Origin of the sequence: Agrococcus sp. SL85, from assembly GCF_026625845.1 — a bacterium.
In the GTDB taxonomy this organism is placed as follows: domain Bacteria; phylum Actinomycetota; class Actinomycetes; order Actinomycetales; family Microbacteriaceae; genus Agrococcus.
This window is the reverse complement of record NZ_CP113066.1, coordinates 468,145-486,299: the sequence shown is the minus strand read 5'-3', so window position 1 is coordinate 486,299 and position 18,155 is coordinate 468,145. Positions and strand designations below refer to the sequence as shown.

Annotated in this window: 17 protein-coding genes; 11 read left to right on the top strand and 6 right to left on the bottom strand. The window is 73.0% G+C overall.

Annotated features, from left to right (window positions below):
• Window positions 1-297 precede the first annotated feature (297 nt).
• From OVA14_RS02295 to OVA14_RS02280, 4 genes are read right to left on the bottom strand one after another with little or no spacing between them, the layout of a single operon-like run.
• Window positions 298-1,077 (bottom strand): ABC transporter ATP-binding protein, encoded by a 780-nt coding sequence (locus tag OVA14_RS02295; protein ID WP_267504699.1) that lies wholly within the window; start codon window positions 1,075-1,077, stop codon window positions 298-300.
• Window positions 1,074-2,054, bottom strand: a complete 981-nt coding sequence (locus OVA14_RS02290) for an ABC transporter ATP-binding protein (protein WP_267504698.1) — start codon at window positions 2,052-2,054, stop codon at window positions 1,074-1,076. Before OVA14_RS02290 ends, OVA14_RS02295 begins: the two co-directional genes overlap by 4 nt.
• Window positions 2,047-3,063 (bottom strand): branched-chain amino acid ABC transporter permease, encoded by a 1,017-nt coding sequence (locus OVA14_RS02285; RefSeq protein WP_267504697.1) that lies wholly within the window; start codon window positions 3,061-3,063, stop codon window positions 2,047-2,049. Before OVA14_RS02285 ends, OVA14_RS02290 begins: the two co-directional genes overlap by 8 nt.
• 1 nt (window position 3,064) lies before the next feature.
• Window positions 3,065-4,426, bottom strand: coding sequence for a branched-chain amino acid ABC transporter permease (locus tag OVA14_RS02280; RefSeq protein ID WP_267504696.1), 1,362 nt, complete (start codon window positions 4,424-4,426; stop codon window positions 3,065-3,067).
• A 242-nt stretch (window positions 4,427-4,668) separates the two neighbouring features.
• Between OVA14_RS02280 and guaB the strand changes: the two genes are divergently transcribed.
• The 9 genes from guaB (at window position 4,669) to guaA (ending at window position 15,233) form a co-directional block, all read left to right on the top strand.
• The gene (gene guaB, locus OVA14_RS02275; RefSeq protein WP_267504695.1) at window positions 4,669-6,177 is read left to right on the top strand and encodes an IMP dehydrogenase; all 1,509 of its coding nucleotides are present in this window, start codon (window positions 4,669-4,671) and stop codon (window positions 6,175-6,177) included.
• A gap of 154 nt (window positions 6,178-6,331) precedes the next feature.
• Entirely contained in the window at window positions 6,332-7,234 is a 903-nt protein-coding gene (locus tag OVA14_RS02270) for a hypothetical protein (RefSeq protein ID WP_267504694.1), read from the top strand.
• A gap of 195 nt (window positions 7,235-7,429) precedes the next feature.
• Entirely contained in the window at window positions 7,430-8,314 is an 885-nt protein-coding gene (locus OVA14_RS02265) for a DUF4097 family beta strand repeat-containing protein (protein ID WP_267504693.1), read from the top strand.
• Entirely contained in the window at window positions 8,311-9,000 is a 690-nt protein-coding gene (locus OVA14_RS02260) for a PadR family transcriptional regulator (RefSeq protein WP_267504692.1), read from the top strand. The genes OVA14_RS02265 and OVA14_RS02260 overlap by 4 nt, the downstream gene beginning before the upstream one ends.
• Window positions 9,001-9,169: 169 nt before the next feature.
• Window positions 9,170-10,297, top strand: a complete 1,128-nt coding sequence (locus OVA14_RS02255) for a GuaB3 family IMP dehydrogenase-related protein (RefSeq protein ID WP_267504691.1) — start codon at window positions 9,170-9,172, stop codon at window positions 10,295-10,297.
• 53 nt (window positions 10,298-10,350) lie between these two features.
• Complete coding sequence (locus OVA14_RS02250; protein WP_267504690.1) at window positions 10,351-12,141, top strand: glycerol-3-phosphate dehydrogenase/oxidase; 1,791 nt, start codon at window positions 10,351-10,353, stop codon at window positions 12,139-12,141.
• A 115-nt stretch (window positions 12,142-12,256) separates the two neighbouring features.
• The gene (locus OVA14_RS02245; RefSeq protein ID WP_267504689.1) at window positions 12,257-13,132 is read left to right on the top strand and encodes an SURF1 family cytochrome oxidase biogenesis protein; all 876 of its coding nucleotides are present in this window, start codon (window positions 12,257-12,259) and stop codon (window positions 13,130-13,132) included.
• A gap of 11 nt (window positions 13,133-13,143) precedes the next feature.
• Window positions 13,144-13,662, top strand: a complete 519-nt coding sequence (locus OVA14_RS02240; RefSeq protein WP_267504688.1) for a DUF3817 domain-containing protein — start codon at window positions 13,144-13,146, stop codon at window positions 13,660-13,662.
• Window positions 13,662-15,233 carry a glutamine-hydrolyzing GMP synthase gene (guaA, locus tag OVA14_RS02235; RefSeq protein ID WP_267504687.1) on the top strand — a complete coding sequence of 524 codons (1,572 nt, stop codon included), beginning with the start codon at window positions 13,662-13,664 and terminating at the stop codon, window positions 15,231-15,233. The genes OVA14_RS02240 and guaA overlap by 1 nt, the downstream gene beginning before the upstream one ends.
• Before the next feature lie 198 nt (window positions 15,234-15,431).
• Here the strand turns inward: guaA and OVA14_RS02230 are convergent, their stop codons facing one another.
• Entirely contained in the window at window positions 15,432-16,382 is a 951-nt protein-coding gene (locus OVA14_RS02230) for an ATP-grasp domain-containing protein (RefSeq protein ID WP_267504686.1), read from the bottom strand.
• A 97-nt stretch (window positions 16,383-16,479) separates the two neighbouring features.
• Window positions 16,480-16,881 carry a GNAT family N-acetyltransferase gene (locus OVA14_RS02225; RefSeq protein WP_267504685.1) on the bottom strand — a complete coding sequence of 134 codons (402 nt, stop codon included), beginning with the start codon at window positions 16,879-16,881 and terminating at the stop codon, window positions 16,480-16,482.
• Between the two features lie 300 nt (window positions 16,882-17,181).
• Between OVA14_RS02225 and OVA14_RS02220 the strand changes: the two genes are divergently transcribed.
• Both OVA14_RS02220 and OVA14_RS02215 read left to right on the top strand, forming a co-directional pair.
• Window positions 17,182-17,631: a hypothetical protein gene (locus OVA14_RS02220; RefSeq protein WP_267504684.1), complete on the top strand. Its 450-nt coding sequence runs from the start codon at window positions 17,182-17,184 to the stop codon at window positions 17,629-17,631.
• A gap of 91 nt (window positions 17,632-17,722) precedes the next feature.
• A complete protein-coding gene (locus OVA14_RS02215) occupies window positions 17,723-18,154 on the top strand; it encodes a YciI family protein (protein WP_267504683.1) in 432 nt (143 codons plus the stop codon).
• Window position 18,155 lies beyond the last annotated feature (1 nt).

Here is an 18,155-nt window from a genome sequence, read left to right as displayed (position 1 = left end):
GTCGAGGAGCGCGCGGCGCAGCGGCACGAGGTCCCGTCGCTGGTCGAGGAGCGCGCGGCGCAGCCGCACGAGGTCCCGTCGCTCGCTGGTCGAGGAGCGCGCGGTGCAGCCGCACGAGGTCCCGTCGCTCGCTGGTCGAGGAGCGCGCGGCGCAGCCGCACGAGGTCCCGTCGCTCGCTGGTCGAGGAGCGCGCGGCGCAGCCGCACGCGTCACGAGACCCGCTGCGCCGGCCGCCGCCCCGCCCGCATCACGCACGAGGGGCCCCGCCGCAGCGGAGCCCCTCCTGGGATGCGGGATCAGGCCTTCGGGTCGACCACCGGGGTCGAGCTCGTGCGCGCCTTCTCCTCGACGTCGGTCGCGAGCGTGCCGAGGTAGAGCTGGATGACCTTCGGGTCGTTGAGCATCTCGCGGCCCGTGCCCGTGTAGGCGTCCTTGCCCTGGTCGAGCACGTAGGCGCGATGCGCGATCTGCAGGCAGCGGCGGGCGTTCTGCTCGACCATCACGATGGTCACGCCGTGGCTGTTGATCTCCGCGACGCGCAGGAACGTCTCGTCCTGGCGCACGGGGGAGAGGCCGGCGCTCGGCTCGTCGAGCAGCAGCACCGCCGGGTCCATCATGAGCGCGCGGCCCATCGCGACCATCTGGCGCTCGCCGCCCGAGAGGCTGCCCGCGCGCTGCTTGCGGCGCTTCACGAGCTCCGGGAAGAGGCCGCCGACGAAGTCGAAGCGCTCCTTGAACATCTTCGGCTGCTGGAACAGGCCCATCTCGAGGTTCTCCTCGATGGTGAGCGAGGGGAACACGTTGTTGTTCTGCGGCACCATGCCGACGCCCTTGCCGACGAGCCTGTCGGCCTTGAGCCCCGTGATGTCGTCGCCGTTCAGCACGACGCTGCCGCCGCGGATGTTCACCTGGCCGAACACGGCCTTGAGGAGCGTCGACTTCCCGGCGCCGTTCGGGCCGATGATGCCGATGAGGTCGCCCTGGTTCGCCACGACCGAGCAGCCGTTGAGGATGTTCACGCCCGGCAGGTAGCCGGCCACGAGGTCCTTCGTCTCGAGGACGGGGGTGGGGGTCATCGCTGCTCCTCGCTGCGCTCGTCGCCCTCGCGGGGCGCCTCGGCGGGCGTCTCGGCGGCGGGGACCTCCTCGGCCTCCCTTTCCGCCTCGGCCTCCTCGTGGATCTGCACGACCTGCTGGTTGGTGAGGGTGCCGAGGTCGGTGTCGTGGTGGGCGCCGAGGTACGCGTCGACGACCGCCTGGTCCTGCATGATCGTCTCGGGCGGGCCCTCGGCGACGACCTTGCCCTCGGCCATCACGATGACCCAGTCGGAGATGTGGCGCACCATGTGCATGTCGTGCTCGACGAAGAGCACCGTCATGCCGTCGTCCTTGAGGCCCTTGACGTGGTCGAGGAGCGACTGCGTGAGCGCCGGGTTCACGCCGGCCATCGGCTCGTCGAGCATGACGAGCGTCGGCTCGCTCATGAGCGCGCGCGCCATCTCGAGCAGCTTGCGCTGGCCGCCCGAGAGCGAGGCCGCGTAGTCCTCGCGCTTCGCGTCGAGCTTGAAGCGCGCGAGCAGCGCGTCGGCGCGCTCGACGTTCGCCGCCTCCTGCGCCTTCCAGAGCGGGCGGAAGAGCGCGGCGAAGAGCCCCTCGCCGCGCTGGTCGCGCGCACCGAGCAGCATGTTCTGCAGCACCGTGAGGCGGCCGAGCGACTTCGTCAGCTGGAACGTGCGCACCATGCCCTTGCGGGCGACCTTGTGGCTGGGCACGCGCGCGAGCGAGGAGCCCTCGAACGACCACTGGCCCTGGTTCGGGCGGTCGAAGCCCGTGAGCAGGTTGAAGAAGGTCGTCTTGCCGGCGCCGTTCGGCCCGATGAGGGCCGTGATGTGGCCGCGCGGGATCTCGACGTGCGCGACGTCGACGGCCGTGAGGCCGCCGAACTGGCGCACGACGCCGTCGGCGACGACGATGGGGTCGACCTTCCTGCAGCCCGGTCCGACCTCGCCGTCGACGAGGGGATGGGTCGTGGGCGTCGTGGTCGCGTCAGACATTGAACGACAGCTCCTTCTTGTTGCCGAGGATGCCCTGTGGTCGGAAGACCACGAGCGCCATGAGCGCGAGGCCGACGAGGACGAAGCGCAGCTGGCCCGCCTGCGAGCCCGAGATCTCGCCGAAGAGGCCCATGCCGTGCAGCAGGTTGATGAGGCCGCCCGTGAACGACAGCAGCACCCAGAAGAGCACCGAGCCGAGCAGCGGGCCGAAGACCGTGGCCGCGCCGCCGAGCAGCAGGGCCGTCCAGATGTAGAAGGTCATCGTGGTGGCGAAGTTGTCGGGCTGCACCGCGCGGGGGAGGATGAACATCACGCCTGCGAGGGCGCCCATCGTGCCGCCCAGCACGAGCGCCTGCATCTTGTAGCCGTAGACGTTCTTGCCGAGCGAGCGCACGGCGTCCTCGTCCTCGCGGATGCCCTTGATGACGCGGCCCCAGGGGCTGCGCATGAGCAGCCACACGAGCACGAGCGCGACGATCACGAGGCTCCACGCGATGATGCGCACCCACGTGTCGTACGCGGTCGCCGTCCACGGGCCGAAGCCGTAGGTTGTGCCCGTGAGCGGGTTCATCGCGTCGATGTCGCCCTTGTAGGACGCGCCCGTGAGGCCCTGGGAGCCGCCCGTGACCGCCGTGAGGTCCTGGGTGCGCACCGTGAACCGGATGATCTCGGCCGCCGCGATCGTCACGATCGCGAGGTAGTCGCCGCGCAGCCGCAGCGTCGGGATGCCGAGGATGAGCGCGAACACCACGGCGCACACGATCGCCACGAGGATCGCCGAGAGGAACGAGAGCCACGAGGGCCAGCCGAGCGTCGCCGTGGGGTCGACCGAGATCGTGAAGATCGCGAAGGCGTAGGCGCCGATCGCCATGAAGCCCGCCTGGCCGAAGTTCAGCAGGCCCGAGTAGCCGAAGTGGACGTTGAGGCCGATCGTCGCGAGCGCGAACGCGGCCGTCGTCGGCGAGAGGATCTCGCCGGCCGCCGTGTTGAGGATGGAGAGGAAGTCCATGTCAGCCGATCCTTTCCCGGCGTCCCAGGATGCCCTGCGGGCGCACCAGGAGCACGAGGATGAGCACCAGCAGCGCCACCGCGTAGCGGAGGTCGGGTGCGATGAAGAGGGTCGCGAGCTCGGTCACGAGGCCGATGACGAGCGAGCCGACGAGGGCGCCGAAGGCGCTGCCGAGGCCGCCCAGGGTGACGCCGGCGAAGAGCAGCAGCAGGATCGTGAAGCCCACGTCCCACTTGATGTTCGCGCCGATGAAGTAGGTGTAGAGGATGCCGGCGAGGCCCGTGAGGACGCCCGCGAGCACCCACACGATGCGGATCACGCGGTCGACGTCGATGCCGGAGGCCGCCGCGAGGCTCGCGTTGTCGCTCACCGCGCGGGTCGCCTTGCCGATGCGCGTGCGGGTGAGGAACAGGCCCACGCCCACGAGCACCAGGATCGACACGAAGACCGTGATGACGTTCGACATCGTCATGTTCACCGGCCCGACCTGCACGATCGCGCCGCGGTCGACGGTGAGCTGCTGGGTGCCGCCGCCGATGAGGAACTGGAAGAAGTAGCGCAGCGCGATCGAGAGGCCGATCGTCACGATGAGCACCTGCACGAGGCCCACGCGCCGCCTGCGGAGCGGCCGGAAGATCGCTGCGTCGTGGAACCATCCGAAGACGCCCGCCGCGATGAGCGTCAGCGCCACCGCGAGCCAGACGTTCCAGTCGAGCAGCGTCGTCAGGGCGTAGAAGGCGATGCCGCCGAAGGTGAGCATCTCGCCGTGCGCGAAGTTGTTGACGCCCGTGGTGCCGAAGATCAGCGTGATGCCGATCGCGGCGAGCGCGAGCAGCAGGCCGAAGCCGACGCCCGAGATGATGCGCGCGAGCAGCTGCGAGCCGAAGTCGTTGCGGCTGCTGCCGGTGGAGGTGCCGCTGCCGGGGTCGGCTCCCGCGTCGCCGCCCGAGCCTCCCGTGCCGCCCTCGCCGCCCGTGCCGGTGTTGCCGCCCGTGCCCTGCGTGGGGCTCGTGCCGCCGCCCGTCGGCTCGCCGAGCGGGAACAGCACGCCGTTCGCGCTCGACGTCGCGGCGAGCTCGCGGCTCTCGAACGACGGGTCGCGGAGCGTGACGCCGTCCGGGAGCGTCGAGGTGTCGATCGAGACGGTGTACGTGCCCTGCTCCTGCAGCCCCACGAGCCAGCGGCCGTCGGCGCCGGTCTCGACGGTCTCGTCGATGCCGTTGCCGGAGACCGTGATCGCCACCCCCTCGAGGGGGGTCTGGCCGTCGCGCACGATGCCGTTGAAGTTGTAGGGGGCCGGCTGCTCCGTGGCGGGGAGCGGAGCCGCGGCTGCGGCGGTCGCGCCGCCGGTCGCCATGGCCATGACGGCCAGGGCGACGGCGAACGCTCGCCGCAGCCCGCTCCGTCGCGGTCTGCTGGACGTCTTCACGTGTCCTCCATGCTGTGGGGCGGAGCGGCCAAGGGAATGCCGTTCGCGAGATGCCCGTTACATCGGTGGTGACACAGTAGCGGCGGATCGGGCCGTCGCAGACCGTTTTCGCACCCGGTCCGCGCATCGTCACCGTGATGCCGCGGGACCGTAACCGAATCGATACGATGGGAGCGATGGAGATGCGCAACCCGTTCGGGCCGATCGGCCTCACCTACGACGACGTCATGCTGCTTCCGGGCCGCACCGACGTGATCCCCTCCGAGGCCGACACCGGCACCCGGCTCTCGCGCCGCATCCGGCTCGCGATCCCGCTCGTCTCGAGCGCGATGGACACCGTGACCGAGGACCGCATGGCGATCGCGATGGCTCGCCAGGGCGGCATCGGCATCATCCACCGCAACCTCGCGATCGCCGACCAGGCCGCGATCGTCGACCGCGTGAAGCGCTCGGAGTCGGGCATGATCACCGACCCCGTCACGACGCATCCCGACGCGACGATCGAGGAGGTCGACCGCGTCTGCGGCGAGTACAAGGTCTCGGGGCTCCCGGTGGTCGACGCCGAGGGCAGGCTCGTCGGCATCGTCACGAACCGCGACATGCGCTTCGTGCCCCGCGAGGCCTTCGCCTCGACGCTCGTGCGCGACGTCATGACGCACGCGCCGCTCGAGACGGCGCCCATCGGCATCGCCCGCGAGGACGCCTTCGCGATCTTCCACCGCACGAAGCTCGAGAAGCTGCCGCTCGTCGACGAGCAGGGGCGCCTCGGCGGGCTCATCACCGTCAAGGACTTCGACAAGACCGAGCAGTACCCGAACGCGACGAAGGACGCCGCGGGCCGCCTGCGCGTCGGCGCCGCGATCGGCTTCTTCGGCGACGCCTTCGACCGGGCCGTGGCGCTCGCGGAGGCCGGCGTCGACGTCATCGTCGTCGACACCGCCAACGGCGAGAGCCAGGGCGTGCTCGACATGGTCGCGAGGCTCAAGGGCGACGCGCGCTTCGAGGGCGTCGACATCATCGGCGGCAACGTCGCCACCTACGAGGGCGCGAAGGCGCTCATCGAGGCGGGCGTCGACGCCGTGAAGGTGGGTGTCGGCCCCGGCTCCATCTGCACCACGCGCGTCGTCTCCGGCGTGGGCGTGCCGCAGGTCACCGCCATCTTCGACGCGGCGCGCGCCGCGCACGACCTCGGCAGCGACGTGCCGATCATCGCCGACGGCGGTCTGCAGTACTCGGGCGACATCGCGAAGGCGCTCGTCGCCGGCGGCTCGTCGGTCATGCTCGGCTCGCTGCTCGCGGGCACGAACGAGAGCCCCGGCGACCTCGTGCTCGTGAACGGCAAGCAGTTCAAGTCGTACCGCGGCATGGGCTCCCTCGGCGCGATGCAGACGCGCGGCACGAAGACCTCCTACTCGCGCGACCGCTACTTCCAGGCCGACGTGCCCTCGGACGAGCAGCTCATCGCCGAGGGCATCGAGGGGCAGGTGCCGTACCGCGGCGGCCTCGCGACCGTCGCCTACCAGCTGGTGGGCGGCCTGCGGCAGTCGATGTTCTACGTCGGCGCACGCACGATCGACGAGCTCCGCGCCACGGGGCGCTTCGTGCAGATCACCGCCGCCGGCCTCAAGGAGAGCCACCCCCACGACATCCAGATGGTCGTGGAGGCCCCGAACTACCGCCGCTGACCGGCACGGCGCCGGTCCCGCCGACAGGTACGGCCCCGCCCGACAGGTACGCGCAGACCCGTACCTGTCGGGCGCAGCTGTACCTGTCGCGTCGACGTCCACAGGTGTGCGCACCTGGCGCGCGAGCGTTCGCGGGGGCGGGCATCGTGCCGGGATGGAACTGCCGCTGCTGTCCGCGTGCGCCGCGCACGACGCCGAGCGCCTGCACCGCGATCCCGGACTGCGTCGAGTGCGTCGCGGGCTGTACGCGGCCGCCGAGGGCGTCGACGCCCTCGCGCGCTGGGATCGCTACCTGCTCGACGTCCGGGCGGTGGCCGCGTCGCGGCCCGGCGCCGTGCTCGCGAGGGAGTCGGCGCTCGCGCTCGCGGGCCTGCCGTTCGGTGCGCCGGTCGAGGTCTTCACGATCGGCGACCCGGCCACGCCCGGCGTGCGGCACGGCGTCCGCAACTCCCACGTCGCGGTCGCGGCCGCGGACCTCGAGCTCGACGACGGGATCCTCCGATGCTCGACGCGGTACGCGCTCGCGGATCTCGCGCGCCGCGGCCGGCAGTCGGATGCGGTGGCGGCTGTCGATGCTGCGCTGCGCCGAGGCGACACCACGATCGAGGGGATCGCCGACGCGCTCGGGCGCCAGGGCCCGCGCGGCCAGCGTCGGGCACGATGGGTGCTCGACTTCGCCGACCCTCGGTCGGAGTCGGTGGGCGAGTCGTGGAGCCGCGTCGCGATCCACCGGGTCGGTGCTCCTGCGCCGGACCTCCAGCGCCACGTGCCCACGGCGCTCGGCGACCGCTGGCTCGACTTCTGCTTCGACCTCCCGGGCCGTCGCCCGGTGGGCGGGGAGTTCGACGGCCTGGTGAAGTACGGCGCGGTCGCGACGGCCGAGGGCCGGGACGCCGCAGCCGTCGTCATCGACGAGAAGCGGCGCGAGGACGCGATCCGGGTCTCGCACGACATGGCGCGCTGGATCTGGGACGACGTGCTGCACCCGTTGCGGCTCTCGCGCATCCTGGCTGCCGCCGGCGTACCCGTCGCGTCGACCCTGCTCCCTGGCTGGTGATCGCGAGGGGTACCCCTCCGCCCGAGAGGTACGGGTGGACGTGTACCTCCCAGACCTGGCCGTACCTGTCGCGGGCGTGCGGGGCGGGGAGGGTGGGGAGCGGGGCGGCAGCGGGGGTTGCGGGGCGGAGAGACGCGATATATCGTGAGTGCGAGCAGACGCGATATATCGCGTCGAGGATCGCGGGAGGCGAGCATGGACGAGCAGTTCCGGCAGCAGGGCGGGCACGACGAGCAGGATGCGCGGCCGCGCAGCGCCTCGGGCGCATCGGCCTCCGGCGCCGACGCGATCACGGAGCGGTGGACGGTGGCCGAGGGGCACAGCCGCGTCATCGACCTCGACGAGGTGCGTGCGCTCAAGGTCGGCATCGTCGGCGGCAGCGTCGACATCGTCGGTCACGACGAGCCGGGCGCCCGCGTCGAGGTGCATCGGGTCGAGGGTCGCGACCTCACGGTCACGCTCGAGCAGGGCCGCCTCCGCATCGAGCAGCTGCGCGTGTCGTGGGACGACGCGTGGGAGAGCCTCAAGTCGCTCGTCGGCGGCCGCGCCCGCGTCGAGCTCAGCATCCTCGTGCCGCGCGACGTCGAGCTCTCGCTCGGCCAGGTGAGCGCCTCGGGACTCGTCTCCGGCCTCCGCGGCCGTGCGAGCGCCAGCACCGTCTCGGGGGCGCTGCAGGTGGAGTCGCACCGCGGCCCGCTCGACGTCAACACCGTCTCGGCGGACGTCGAGGTCTCGGACGTCGAGGGGCGCGTGGGCGTCCACAGCGTCTCGGGGGAGGTCGCGGCCTCCGGCGCGCTGCAGGAGGTCTCGGTCGACACCGTGAGCGGCGACGTGCTGCTCGACGTGCACGGCGCGCCGCGCGCGATCTCGGTGAACTCGGTCTCCGCCGACGTGACCGTGCGCCTCGACGCCGCGCAGGGCGTGCGCGTCACCACGCGCACCGTCTCGGGGCGCGGCACCGTCGTGGGACGGGCGCTGCCGAAGCGCGGCGGCACCGAGGTCGTCGAGGGCCGCGAGCCCTTCGCGCTCACGGCCAACTCGGTCTCGGGCGGCACGACCGTCGTGCGGAGGGCCGAGTGAGCCCCGCGGTCTTCGGCCACGGGGCCCTCCGGCTCTACCTGCTGAGCCTGCTCGCCGAGGCCCCCAGGCACGGCTACGAGCTCATGCAGGCGCTCGAGCACCGCTTCGGCGGCACCTACACGCCGAGCGCCGGCACGATCTACCCGCGGCTCGCGAAGCTCGAGGAGGAGGGCCTCGTCACGAAGGCCGTCGAGGGCAGGAAGTCGACCTACGCCATCACCGACGCCGGGCGGGCCGAGCTCGCGGCGCGCGAGCACGAGCTGCGCGACCTCGAGGGCGAGATCACCGACTCGGTGCGGCGCATGGCCTCGGAGGTGCGCGAGGGGGTGCGCAGCGCCATGCGCTCGCTGCGCGCCGACCTCGCCGCCGCCGAGCGCGACGCGCGCGACGCCGCCCGGTCGGCGCCGGATCCGAACCCGTGGCCGACGGGCTGGGGCGAGGCGCCGGACGCCTCCTGGGCGGCGGGGCGCGAGGAGTCGGCGGCGCACGTCCCGAACCCGGCCTCCGCGCCGGCCGACGACGCCACGGGTCGCCACGCGCCCGACGCGCCAGGGCCGGCCGCGGCGCCGGAGCGCGATGCGCGCGCCGCCGCGCGCATGGCGGTGCACGACCTCGACCTGCAGGCTGACCGCGTTCCGGCAGGAGGTGCGCGAGCCTCGCCCGGCGGGGGCGCGGCGAGCGCCTGACGCCGCAGGCCGCGACGGCCGTGCGCGACGAGCCTCGACGGCGCCCTCGCCCGCATCCGGGCGCTGCTGCGCTGACGCGCCCCGCCCGTCGCCCGCCCGGCACCGACCGCGCTCAGAGGGTGCTGGGAGCCTGGGCGCCGGGCCCGGGCGGCGACGATAGGCTGGGCGGGTGACGGAGATCGAGATCGGCCGCAGCAAGCGGGCACGCGTCGGCTACGGGTTCGACGACATCAGCGTCGTCCCCTCGCGCCGCACCCGCGACAGCGACCTCGTCTCGCTCCAGTGGCAGATCGATGCGTTCAAGTTCGAGATCCCCGTGCTCGGCGCGCCCACCGACTCGGTCATGAGCCCGGCTGCGGCGATCGCGCTCGGCCGCGCTGGCGGCCTCGGCGTCCTCAACCTCGAGGGCGTCTGGACGCGCTACGACGACCCCGAGCCGCTCCTCGCCGAGATCGCGGGGCTCCCCGCCGATCTCGCGACCAGCCGGATGCGCGAGATCTACGCCGAGCCGATCAAGCCCGAGCTCATCACCGCGCGCCTCGCGGAGGTGCGCGACGCCGGCGTCGTCGTCGCCGGGAGCCTGAGCCCGCAGGCCGTGCAGCAGCACTACGAGACCGTGCTCGCCGCGGGCGTGGAGCTCATGGTCATCCGCGGCGCGACCGTGAGCGCCGAGCACGTCTCGGCCGACGCGGCGGCGCCCCTCAACCTCAAGCAGTTCATCTACGAGCTCGACGTGCCCGTGGTCGTCGGCGGCGTCGCCACCTACACCGCGGCGCTGCACCTCATGCGCACGGGCGCCGCGGGCGTGCTCGTCGGCTTCGGCGGCGGCGCCGCCTCCACGAGCGAGAAGGTGCTCGGCGTGGCCGCGCCCATGGCCACCGCCGTGAGCGACGTCGCGGCGGCGCGCCGCGACTACCTCGACGAGTCGGGCGGCCGCTACGTGCACGTCATCGCCGACGGCTCGCTCGGCACCTCCGGACAGATCGTCAAGGCCCTCGCGGTCGGCGCCGACGCCGTCATGCTGGGCACCGCGCTCGCGCGCGCCACCGACGCCCCCGGCCGCGGCTGGCACTGGGGCCCGGAGGCGCACAACCAGAAGCTGCCCCGCGGCAACCGCGTGCAGGTCGACCAGGTCGGCCCGCTCGAGGTCGTGCTGGGCGGCCCCGCGCCCGTGGCGGACGGCACCGCCAACCTCATGGGCGCGCTGCGCAAGGCCATGTCGACCACCGGCTACAAGGACCTCAAGGAGTTCCAGCGGATCGACGTGGTGCTCGAGGCGAACCCGCCCCGGCAGTAGAGGCTCCGCCGCTCCGACCCGTCGGGCCGGGCGACGCAACAGATGGAGGATCCATGGCTGAGACCACCAACAGCGTCAGCCGGTCGAGGAAGCTCGGCCCTGAGGAGCGTGCGTCCGCGATCGCGACGATGCGCGAGCGCGAGGTCGACGTGCTCGTCATCGGCGGCGGCATCGTCGGCGCGGGCGCGGCGCTCGACGCCGTCACGCGCGGCCTGCGCGTCGGCCTCATCGAGGCGCGCGACTTCGCCTCCGGCACCTCGAGCCGCTCGTCGAAGCTCATCCACGGCGGCATCCGGTACCTGGAGCAGCTGAACTTCGGCCTTGTGCGCGAGGCGCTCATCGAGCGCGGCCTGCTGCTGCAGCGCATCGCGCCCCACCTCGCGAAGCCCGTGCGCTTCCTCTACCCGCTGAACACGCCGCTCATCGAGCGCGCCTACATCGGCGCGGGCATGGCGATGTACGACGCCTTCAGCTACACGGGCTTCATGAAGCCGGGCGTGCCGCTGCACCGCCACCTGACCAAGAAGCAGGTGCTCAAGCAGATCCCCTCGCTCGACCCCGACGCCTTCGTGGGCGGCCTCACGTACTACGACGCGCAGGTCGACGACGCGCGCTACGTCGCGGAGCTCGCGCGCACGGCGTCGTTCTACGGCGCGCACGTCGCGAGCCGCGTGCGCGCCGAGGGCTTCCTGAAGGTGGGGGAGCGCGTCGTGGGCGTGCAGGCGCACGACTACGAGACGGGCGAGCAGTTCGAGATCCGCGCGAAGCAGGTCGTGAACGCGACCGGCGTGTGGACCGGCGAGACGCAGGCGATGGTCGGCGAGCGCGGCGAGTTCAAGGTGCGGGCGTCGAAGGGCGTGCACCTCGTCGTGCCGCGCGACCGCTTCCACTCCGAGATGGGCATGATCCTGCGGACCGAGAAGAGCGTGCTCTTCGTCATCCCGTGGGGCCGGCACTGGATCATCGGCACGACCGACACCGACTGGAACCTCGACCTCGCGCACCCCGCCGCGACCGCCGCCGACATCGACTACATCCTCGACCACGTCAACTCGGTGCTCGCGACGAAGCTCACGCGCACCGACGTCGAGGGCGTCTACGCGGGCCTGCGGCCGCTGCTCGCCGCGAGCGACGGCGCCTCGACGGCCAACCTGTCGCGCGAGCACCACGTCTCGCACACCGTGCCGGGCCTGGTGCTCATCGCGGGCGGCAAGTGGACGACGTACCGCGTGATGGCGAAGGACGCGATCGACGAGGCCGTGAGCGCCATGGACGGCAAGGTGCCGGAGTCCTGCACCGAGCAGATCCCGCTCCTCGGCGCGACCGGCTACCGCGCCGCCTGGAACAAGCGCTCGAAGATCGCGCGCGCGTTCGGCGTGCACAAGCACCGCATCGAGCACCTGCTGAACCGCTACGGCACCCTCACCGACGAGCTGCTCGACATCATCCGCCAGCACCCCGAGCTGTCGGAGCCGCTCCCGGGCGCCGACGACTACATCGGGGCGGAGGTCCGCTACGCGTGCACGCACGAGGGGGCGCTGCACCTCGACGACGTGCTCGCGCGCCGCACGCGCATCTCGATCGAGTCGTGGGACCGCGGCGTCGCGGCCGCGCCCGTCGCGGCCCGCATCATGGCCGACGCGCTGGGCTGGGACGACGAGCGCGTCGAGCGCGAGATCAACACCTACAACAAGCGCGTCGCGGCCGAGCTCGCGAGCCAGGAGCTGCCCGACGACGCGTCGGCCGACCGCGCGCGCCTCGAGGCGCCGGAGATCGTGCCGCTGAGCGCGCTCCCGACCGCGGCCGACACCGTCGGCACCCGCAAGGAGCCCGCGCGGGGCTGACGCGAGGGCGCACGACGGAGGGCGGTCCTGCCGAGGCGGGGCCGCCCTCCGTCGTCGTCCCGGCCCGCTCGGGCCGGGGTGCGCGGCGCCGCCGGACGGTAGGATGGGAGCGCTGATGAGCGCCTCCATCCCCACCTTCCGGCAGGTCGCCGCGCGACCGCGGTGGATCGGCGTGCTCATCGGATGCCTGCTGGTCTCGGGCATCTTCGCGCTGCTCGGGCAGTGGCAGATCGAGCGCGCCGTCGAGCAGGGGCAGCGCGACGAGCGCGACACCGAGACGGCCGTGCCGCTCGGCACGATGGCGCAGCCCGGTGAGCCGCTCACGACGGAGGCCGGCGGCCGCATGGTGTCGCTCATCGGCGACGACACCGCCGACTACCGAGCCCTCGCCGGCCGGAACCAGGACGGCCGCTCCGGCTGGTGGATCATCGGCCGCGTGCTCGTCGAGGACGACGGGGCGCCTGCCGCGGACCTCCCCGCCGACGCGCCGGGCGCCTCGCTCGCGGTCGCCTACGGCTGGACGGCCGACGAGGCGAGCGCCCGCGAGGAGGCAGCGGCGATGGCCGACGACGCCGGCACCGTCGGCGCCGCACCCGTCGTGGGCCGCTACCTGCCGGCCGAGGCGCCCACCGACGGCGACGTGCGCGGCCGCACGAACGAGGCGATGAGCGTCGCCGCGCTCGTCAACGAGTGGCAGGACTGGGACGGCCGCGCCTACACCGGCTACCTCGTGCTCGACCCCGAGGCCTCCGGCGCCCGCGTCGTCGGCGACGAGCCCATCGTCTCCCGCCCGCCCGAGCAGAACACGCAGCTCAACTGGCTCAACGTCTTCTACGCGATCGAGTGGGTCGCGTTCATGGGCTTCGCGCTCTACCTCTGGTACCGCCTCGTCAAGGACGCGCGCGAGCGCGACATCGAGGCGATCGAGGAGGCGGAGGAGGCCGCCGCCGCGCGCGCGGACGCCCCCGCGCCGCATCCGACCGCCGAATAGACTGGAGCACCGTGCCGAAGCCCATCGACCAGATCCCGCAGATCCGCTCCGCGACGACCTTCTACCGCGTGATGTCGTGGGTCACGGGCGTGTTCCTGCTGCTGCTCGTGGCCGAGATGGTGCTGAAGTACTCGCCGACGCACGTCGAGCTCTTCGCCTTCGGCTCCGGCGGGCTGCTGTCGCTCCAGGGGGTCGTGCCGCTGCCGACGTGCGAGTGGTGGTCGCTCTTCGTGCCCGGCGGCCAGGGCTGCGAGATCCAGTCGCTCGGCGACGGGATCAACCTCTCGCTCGGCATCCTCATCGCCCACGGCTGGATCTACGTCGTCTACCTCGTCGCGTGCTTCCGCCTCTGGAGCCTGCTGCGCTGGCCCTTCGGCCGCCTCATCGCGATGGCGCTCGGCGGCGTCGTGCCCTTCCTCTCGTTCGTCGTCGAGCAGCGGATGCACCGCATCGCGCTCGACGACCTCGCGCGCCTCGAGGCCCAGCGGGCCGCGCGCGCGACCGCCGCGTCCACGCCCCAGGAGGCATGATGTCCGACACCGCCCAGCGACCCGTCCTCGTCGTCGACTTCGGCGCGCAGTACGCGCAGCTCATCGCCCGACGGGTGCGCGAGGCCGACGTCTACAGCGAGATCGTGCCCTCGACGATCAGCGCGGCCGAGGTGCGCGCGAAGGACCCGGCGGCGATCGTCCTCTCCGGCGGCCCCTCGAGCGTCTACGCCGAGGGCGCGCCGCGCCTCGACCCCGAGATCCTCGAGCTCGGCGTCCCGACGCTCGGCATCTGCTACGGCTTCCAGGTGATGGCGGCGCAGCTCGGCGGCACGGTCGCGCGCACCGGCAACCGCGAGTACGGCTCCACCGCCGTCACCGTGGGCGCCGCGGGCAGCCTGCTCGCCGGCCAGCCCGACGCGCAGACCGTGTGGATGAGCCACGGCGACGCCGTCGCGCAGGCGCCCGAGGGCTTCGAGGTGCTCGCCTCCACCGTCGACACCCCCGTCGCCGCCTTCGAGAGCCGCGAGCGGCGCATGGCCGGCGTGCAGTGGCACCCCGAGGTCAAGCACTCCGAGCACGGCCAGCGCGTGCTCGAGTCGTTCCTGCACGACATCGCCGGCCTCCCGGGCGACTGGGCCTCCGAGAACATCATCGAGGAGCAGGTCGCGCGCATCCGCGAGCAGGTCGGCAGCGACCGCGTCATCTGCGGCCTCTCCGGCGGCGTCGACTCCGCGGTCGCCGCCGCGCTCGTGCACCGCGCGATCGGCGACCAGCTGGTCTGCATCTTCGTCGACCACGGCCTCCTGCGTCAGGATGAGCGCGAGCAGGTCGAGCAGGACTACGTCGCCTCCACGGGCGTCCGGCTCGTGACGGTCGACGCGCGCGCGCAGTTCCTCGGCGCGCTCGCCGGCGTCACCGACCCCGAGACGAAGCGCAAGATCATCGGCCGCGAGTTCATCCGCGCGTTCGAGGCCGCCGAGCGCGACCTCGCCGCCGAGGCGGCGGCCGAGGGCGAGCCCATCCGCTGGCTCGTGCAGGGCACGCTCTACCCCGACGTCGTCGAGTCGGGCGGCGGCACCGGCACCGCCAACATCAAGAGCCACCACAACGTCGGCGGCCTGCCCGACGACCTGCAGTTCCAGCTCATCGAGCCGCTGCGCGCCCTCTTCAAGGACGAGGTGCGCGCCATCGGCCGCGAGCTCGGCCTGCCGGAGGTCATCGTCGGCCGCCAGCCCTTCCCCGGCCCGGGCCTCGGCATCCGCATCATCGGCGAGGTCACCGAGGACCGCCTCGACACCCTCCGCCGCGCCGACGCCATCGCGCGCGCCGAGCTCACCGCGGCGGGCCTCGACGGCGAGATCTGGCAGTGCCCCGTCGTGCTGCTCGCCGACGTGCGCTCCGTGGGCGTGCAGGGCGACGGCCGCACCTACGGCCACCCCGTCGTGCTGCGCCCGGTGTCGTCCGAGGACGCCATGACCGCCGACTGGACGCGCCTGCCGTACGACGTGCTCGCGCGCATCTCGAACCGGATCACGAACGAGGTGGAGGAGGTCAACCGGGTGGTGCTCGACGTGACGTCGAAGCCGCCGGGGACGATCGAGTGGGAGTGAGCGTGGTCGGGCCGCGCTGATCGCGACGGTCGCTCCGGTGCTGATCGCCTGGTCCGCTCCTCAGCTCAGACAATGACGAAGTCCGGAGGCCCCACGGGGCCTCCGGACTTCGTCATAACTCGCACCCCGCGGACCAGGCGATCAGCGCCTCTGTGCGGGCGGGGCGTCGAGCACCTCCCGGTTGTGGGAGGGGAGGGATCAGGCGGCGCGGCGCGCCGACCGATCGCGCGCCAGGTCGCCGAGGAATCTCGCGACCGCTGCCGCCGCGCCCCGGTCGCCGAGCTCGGCCTCGACGTCGGGGGAGTAGTTCGTGTTCGTGTTGATGTCGTACGGCACCGTGCGGCCGTCGACCGTCTCGAGGAACTCGACGCCCGCGATCTCCACGCCCTCGCGGGCGAGCAGCGCCTCCAGCTCGCGCACCAGCGGATGCGCGGCCGTGATCTCGGGGCGGAGCGAGAAGAGGGGCGCGGGCTCGGCGTCGTCCTGGCCGGGCACGCGGCAGGCGTCGGCAGGGCACAGCTCGAAGCCCTGGCTCGTGTCGACGCGCACGGCGTAGCGGAAGCGGCCGCCCACGAACTCCGCCCGCGTGATCGAGGCGTCTCGGGCGACGAGCAGCTCCTGCACGAGCGCGATGCCGTCGATGGGGCGCTCGAGCTCGCCGGCCGCGAGGGCGGCGTCGAGCTCCTCCGGGCTGTCGAAGCGCCGCACACCGAGGCCCTTGCCGCCACGGTTGTGCTTCGTGATGAAGGGGCTGCCGATCTGCCGCGCGGCAGCCGCGAGCGCCGCATCCGAGGTCGCCGCGATCGTGCGCGGTGCATCGAGCCCCGCCGCGCGCAGCAGCGCGTGCTGGCGCACCTTGCTCACCTCGAGCGAGGCGACGCGGCTGCCGTTCACGACCCGACGCCCCTGCGCCTCGGCCCACGACAGGATCGCGGAGGCCGTGTCGAACGCGTGCGGCACGCCGCGCGTGTGCGCCGAGGCGCTCAGGCGCGACCACACCACGGCCTCCGGCGCGACGCCGTCGAGGTCGATGGCGCGCTCGCCGAGGTGCCACGGCTCGAGCGCCACCCCCTCGGCCTCGAACGCGCGCTGGAAGGGCGGCAGCCACTCCTCGTTGTCGTGCAGCACAATGACGGTCGGTCGGGCCACGGGCTCCTCCTCGGGTCGGCGCCGCCCGGATCGCGGACGGCTCGTCCCAGCCTGCCGCGGTGCGCCTGGGCGCGCACCTGCGTGACGCAGCGTGTCGTCAGGCGGTGAGGTCGATGAGGCCCGCGCGCGTCGGGGCGAAGCCCGCACCGCGGTAGAACGACGCCAGCCGCGGCTCGAAGTCGACGTGCAGCCACCGGATGCCGCGGGCTCGGCAGTCCTGCACGAGCGCGCCGAGCAGCATCGTGCCGAGGCCCTGCCCCTGCAGCCGCGGCGCGACGACCGTGTCGAGCACGAAGGCATGCTGGCCGCCGTCCCACACCGCCCGCACGAAGCCCACGAGCTCGTCGCCGTCGTGCGCCGTCGCCCAGGAGGCGTCGTGCCGCTCGAGTCGCGCAGCCATCGGGGTTACCCCGCCGGGCTCCTCGTCGAAGGCGGCGGCGTGCAGGGCGCACACCGCCGCGTCGTCGACGGGCTCGCGCACGGCCAGCCGGATCCTCATGCCACGAGGATGGCAGAGGCTGCGGCCAGGCTCGCGGCGACGAGGGCTCGCGGCGACCTCTGCTCGCGGCGCTCAGGATGCGGGAGCATGATGGCCGCATGACGCTCGAGCGCGCACGCGCGGGCTCCGCCCGCAGGGGCGCGTCGCGCCTCCTCGCCGCCGGGCTCGTCGCCGCGGCCGCCACGAGCCTCGTGCCCGGCATCTTCCAGCGCGAGCGGCTCCGCGCGGGCTGCGAGCCTCTCCGGGCGCGAGTGGCTCTGCGGCACGGGCCCCGACGTCGGCGGCGCGGTCGCGCTCGTCGTGCTCGTCGCGCTCGCGCTCGGCTGGAGCTGGCTCGTGCTGCGCGCCACCGCCGACCGTCCGCGCCAGCGCGCCGAGCAGCTCGCCGTCATCGGCGCCATCGCCGTGCTGCCCGGCGTGCTGCAGTCGGCCTGGCTCCTCGTCGACGCGGCGCTCAGCGGCACCGCGGGCGCGGGGCTCGAGGCCGACCGCGTGGCGATGTGGGTCGAGCGGGCGATGGTGCCGGCGATCGTGCTCGCGGGCGCCGGCGTCCTCGCGGTCGTGGGGCTGCGCACCCGCGCCGCGGGCAGCCAGCCGAAGGTCGCCCTCATCCAGCTCGTCGCCGCGCTCGTCCTGCTCGCCGGCGCGAGCCTCACGACGCTCTTCGGCCTGCTGCCCGCAGCGCTCGCCGCAGCCGCCATGATCGCCGCCGCGTGGCGCGTCGCCAGGGCGCAGGGCAGGGATCGATAGATTCTTCGCGGTCGATGTCGATCTGGGCGCTCCCCGATCGACGCACTGGTGAGAGGGTCGCGAGGGCGGCCCCGGAACAGGAGACGGCACCATGCAGTACATGCTCATCATGCGCTCGGACGACGCGGCGATCGAGGCCTCGAAGGACATGCCCTTCGAGCAGATCATCGAGGCGATGGGGAAGTACAACGAGTCGATGATGCAGGCGGGCGTGCTCGTCGGCGGCGAGGGCCTCTCGGACCCCTCGGAGGGCTTCGTCGTCGACTTCTCGCACGAGACCCCGCTCGTGACCGACGGCCCCTACGGCGAGACGAAGGAGCTCTTCAACGGCTTCTGGATCCTCGAGGTCGCCTCCAAGGAGGAGGCCGCAGAGTGGGCCAAGCGCTGCCCGCTGGGCCCCGGCGCGAAGCTCGAGGTGCGACGCATCACCGGCGTCGACGACTTCCCGGCCGACAACGAGTGGATCGAGAAGGAGGCCGGCTGGCGCGAGGAGCAGGCGGCTCGCGCCGCCGAGCAGGGCTGAC